This is a genomic window from Cellulomonas massiliensis JC225 (assembly GCF_000312005.1).
In the GTDB taxonomy this organism is placed as follows: Bacteria; Actinomycetota; Actinomycetes; order Actinomycetales; family Cellulomonadaceae; genus Cellulomonas; species Cellulomonas massiliensis.
On the sequence record NZ_HE978588.1, the window covers coordinates 1,155,212 to 1,159,453 of the forward strand.

The 4,242-nt window shown below is 77.3% G+C and carries 4 protein-coding genes; 2 read left to right on the plus strand and 2 right to left on the minus strand.

Annotated elements, in window-relative coordinates; translation table 11 throughout:
* On the plus strand, positions 1–1,309 hold a 1,309-nt coding region (locus tag HGCM_RS17035; RefSeq protein ID WP_218917036.1), incomplete at its 5' end, for an aminoglycoside phosphotransferase/kinase family protein.
* Positions 1,306–1,872 carry a hypothetical protein gene (locus HGCM_RS05495; protein WP_019135869.1) on the plus strand — a complete coding sequence of 189 codons (567 nt, stop codon included), beginning with the start codon at positions 1,306–1,308 and terminating at the stop codon, positions 1,870–1,872. The genes HGCM_RS17035 and HGCM_RS05495, both read left to right, overlap by 4 nt.
* Positions 1,873–2,069: 197 nt before the next feature.
* Here HGCM_RS05495 and HGCM_RS05500 read toward each other — a convergent pair whose 3' ends face one another.
* Together HGCM_RS05500 and HGCM_RS17040 are read right to left on the minus strand one after the other, a co-directional pair.
* Entirely contained in the window at positions 2,070–2,735 is a 666-nt protein-coding gene (locus HGCM_RS05500) for a response regulator transcription factor (protein ID WP_019135870.1), read from the minus strand.
* Positions 2,732–4,242 (minus strand): sensor histidine kinase (locus HGCM_RS17040; protein WP_019135871.1); only part of this gene is annotated, 1,511 nt, incomplete at its 5' end. The genes HGCM_RS17040 and HGCM_RS05500, both read right to left, overlap by 4 nt.

A 4,242-nucleotide genomic window follows, 5' to 3' on the forward strand; every position in this document is an offset into this window, starting at 1 on the left:
CGACGCGCCCAGCCCGGAGGTGACGAGCCCGGAGGTGACGAGCCCGGAGGTCGTGAGCCCGGACGTCGCGGCGGCCGTGCGCCGTGCCGCGCGTCCCGCCGACGCGGCGCACGTCCTGCTCGGCGAGGGCGCCGGCGAGGTGCTCGCGGCGGCCGCCGCCGCATCGGGCCGCACGCTCGTCGAGTGGCAGCGCCACGACGTGCACGCCCGGCCCGGCGCGGAGACGAGCGTCGGGTACGCGACCGTGATGGACGACGGCAGCACCCCGTACCTCGTCGCGTCGACGTGGGCCGCCCCCGAGGGCACGCCGGGCGTCGCGACCCTGCGGCAGGGCGGCACGGCCGTCACGGTGTGGGCGCACCCCGACGACCCCCGCCTGCCCGCCCTGCGGACCGCCTGCACGCCCGAGCTCCTCGAGCGGGTGCTGCGGGAGCACGGCGACGACGTCACCGTCGAGCAGCTCGACGTGGTGGGCTACCGCCCGCTGCGTCGCGCGGTCGTCCGGGTGACGACGGCCGACGGCGGCGAGCGCTGGGCGAAGGCGCTGCGCCCGCAGGTCGCCGAGGGGCTCGTCGCCCGGCTGCAGCTGCTGCGCGAGGCGGGCGTGCCGGTGCCCGGCACCGTGCTGCACGAGCCCGGTCTCGTCGTCCTGGACCGGGCCGCAGGGCGGCCCGTGACCGAGCACCTGCTGGACGGTGCCGCGCCGGACCCCGACGCCGTCGTCGCGCTGGTGCGCCGGCTCCCGGCGGCCGCGCTCGAGCTCCCCGGCCGCGCGGCCGTCGCGGACCGGGTGCGCGCCTACGCCCACCAGCTCGTCGAGCGGATCCCGGCCGTGGCCGCGCCCGCCGCGCTCGTCGTCGACGCCGTCGACCGGCTGCACCCCGAGACGCTCGGCCCCGTCGTCGCGACGCACGGCGACCTGCACCCGGCCAACCTGTGGTGGCAGCCGGACGGCGCCGCCCCCGGCGACCTCGCCCTCATCGACGTCGACACCCTCGGCCCGGGCCTGCTCGTCGACGACCTGGCCACCCTCGTCGCCCACCTCACCGTGCTGCCCAGCCTGGACGCGGGCTACCGGGCGGCGCCCGTCTGGAAGGACCTGTGCCTCGCGTCGTTCGACCGGGTCGTCGACCCGCTCGCGCTGCGGGCCCGGGCCGCCGCCGTCGTCCTGTCGCTCGCCGCCGGCCACCTCGACGAGGACCAGGCCCTGCAGTGGGCCCACCTCGCGTACGACCTGGTCCAGGCCCCCGCCCTCGGACCTCTCACCGATCCGGCCCCCGCCGGTCCCCACCGAAGGAGCACACCATGAAGCGCAGCACCGCCGTCTGGGTCGTCACCGGAGTGATCGGCCTCGGAGGCATCGCCGGTGCGTCCGGCGCCCTCGCCGCCGGGTCGGACGACCCCCGGCCCCTGCCGTCCGTCGCCGCGCCTGCGGCCGGGGACGACACGAGCCCGGAGGGTGCGCGCCCGAGCGCGAGCCCGACGCACCCGTCCGCGTCCCCGACGCCGCGGCCCACGCCGCACGCCGAGGACAAGGCGGAGCGCAAGGCGGAGCACGCTGCGAAGAAGGCCGCGCACGAGGCGGCCGTCGCCCAGCACCACGCGACGAAGGCGGCCGAGAAGGCGGCCAAGAAGGCGGCGAAGGCGGCCGAGAAGGCGCAGAAGGCGACCGACAAGGCCGCGAAGAAGGCCGCGCACCACGCGTCGAAGGGCTCGCAGGGCTCGCACGCGAACACCTCCCACAGCCCGCGCACCGCGGCGAGCCCCGTCTCGTCCGTGAGCGTGCGGACGGCGGCGTCGGCCCCCTCGGTCGTGACCCCGGCGTCCCCGGTCAGCGTCCGGTCGGCGGTCTCCCCCCGCACCTCCGACTGACGCTCGTCGCCGGCCCCGTGCCGGCGGCCGCCCGGCCCGGTCCGTGTCCCCCGGCACGGACCGGGCCGGTTGCGTTCCCGCACCGGCCGGCCGCGCCCCGCCGAGGTCGGCACTGCCGCCCGAGATCGGCACTGCCGCCCGAGGTCGGCACGTCGGCCTCACGACCTCGGGCCGAGGTCACGATGTCGGCGGCGGGCTCAGGCGGGGGAGGTCAGGCGGTAGCCCATGCCGCGGACGGTCTGGACGCGGTCGGCGCCGACCTTGTTGCGCAGGTAGCGCACGTACACGTCCACCACGTTGGACGAGGGGTCGAAGTCGTACCCCCACACCTGCGAGAGCAGCTGCTCGCGGCTGAGCACCTGCCCGGGGTGGCGCAGGAACGCCTCGAGGAGGCCGAACTCCCGCGCCGAGAGGTCGACCTGCCGGCCCGCCACGTCCGCCCGCCGGGTGCGCAGGTCGAGCGACAGGTCGCCCGCGGTGAGCGTCGTCGTCTCCGCCGCGGGCTCCGTGCGCAGCCGCACGCGGATGCGGGCGAGCAGCTCCTCGAACCGGAACGGCTTGGCCATGTAGTCGTCCGCGCCGCCCTCCAGGCCCGTGACGGTGTCGGTCACGGACGAGCGCGCGGTGAGGATGATGACGGGCACCCGGCTGCCGGTCTCGCGCAGGCGGCGCAGCACGCTGAGCCCGTCGCCGCCCTTGAGCCCGAGGTCGAGCACGACGAGGTCGAACTCGCCGCTCGCCGCGAGGTCGAGCGCCTCGAAGGCCGTCGCCACCGTGGTGCTCCCGTACCCGGCCGACTTCAGCCCCTTCGCGACGAAGCGCGCGATGCCGGGCTCGTCCTCGGCGATGAGGATCTGCGTCACTGCACCCCTTCCGTGGCGGCCGCTCTCCCGGCGGCCTCGTCGTGGTCCTGCACCGGCGCGCCGGCCGGCCCCGCGACCGGGCCGTCGACCGGCACCCGGACGGTGAACGTCGAGCCGCGCCCGCGCAGCGAGGCGACCTCGACGTGCCCGCCGTGCGCGTGCGCGATCGCGGCGACGATCGCCAGGCCCAGCCCGGCACCCGGGCGGGCGTCGTCCTCGTCGACCCGGGCGAACCGCGTGAACACGCGGTCGAGCTGGTCGGGCGAGATGCCGAACCCCTCGTCGCGGACCCAGAGCTCGAGCATCCCGGCCGGGGTGACCCGCGAGCCGAGGACGATCGTCGACCCCGGGTCGGAGAACTTCACGGCGTTGGCGGCGAGCTGCAGCCACGCCTGCGTGAGGCGCTGGGCGTCGACCAGCGCGGTCCCCTCGGCGCGCTCCTGAACGCCCCAGCGGCGGTCGCCGAGCGGCCGCACGTTGCCCGAGACGGAGTCGGCCAGCGCGCCGAGGTCGGTCGGCGCGGGGCGCACGAACCGGGCGTCGCCCGCGGTCGCGAGCGTCATGAGGTCGCTCACCATGCGGCTCATCCGGTCCAGCTCGTCGAGCGTGAGCTCGCGGGTCTCCGCGACGTCGACGGCGTCGTCCGCGTCCATCACCTCGAGGTGGCCGCGGACGACCGTGAGCGGCGTGCGCAGCTCGTGGCCGACGTCGTCCAGCAGCGCGCGCTGGGCGTCCACCGCCTGCTCGATGCGGTCCAGCATCGCGTTGAAGGCCCGGGTGAGGTCGGCGACGTCGTCGTTGCCGGTCACGGGCAGCCGCGCGGTGAGGTCGGTCCGCGTGATCGCGCGCGCGGTGGTGCCGAGGTCGCGCACCGGCCGCAGCAGGCGCCCGGCGACCACCCAGCCGACGAGCGCGACGAGCGCGGCCGCGAGCGCCGCCACCACGGCGTAGATGGCGAACGGGCCGGAGAAGTCGCGCTGCTCGGCGCCCCGGTCGTACGCGAGCACGAACGTCGAGGCGTCGTCGCTCGCGCCGACGGCCTGCACGGGGACCACGGCGACGCGCCAGGTGGTGGTCGCGGTGGTGATGCTCCGCAGCGCCGGGCGGTCGGCGACGCCGGGCCGGGCCAGCGCCGCGACCAGCTGGGCGTCGTCCTCGGGCCGGACGCGCACGGAGTCGGCCGCGACGAGCGCGACGCGCCCGTCCTCGATCGCCAGCATGCCGGCGCGCGGGGCGGGGACCGTGCGCGACAGCGCCCGGGCGACGAGGTCGTGCGCGCTCGCGAACGGCGCTCCCGTACGCGGGTCGACGCCGTCGGAGGCGAGGACGCGCACCTGGCCCGCGGACCGGGTGAGGTCGTCGTCCACGCGCGCGTCGACGCGGCTCGTCGTGAGCAGCGCGGCCGTGAGCCCGGACAGCGCCAGCGCCGCCACGGTGGTCGCCACCACGACGGCGACGATGCGGGTGCGGACCGTCAGCAGGCGGCGCGGCGCGGCCTCGGGCTCCG

Bases quoted from the DNA above. Each gene is read 5' to 3' on its own strand.
- HGCM_RS05495 (WP_019135869.1), top strand. From the start codon at position 1,306: ATGAAGCGCAGCACCGCCGTCTGGGTCGTCACCGGAGTGATCGGCCTC.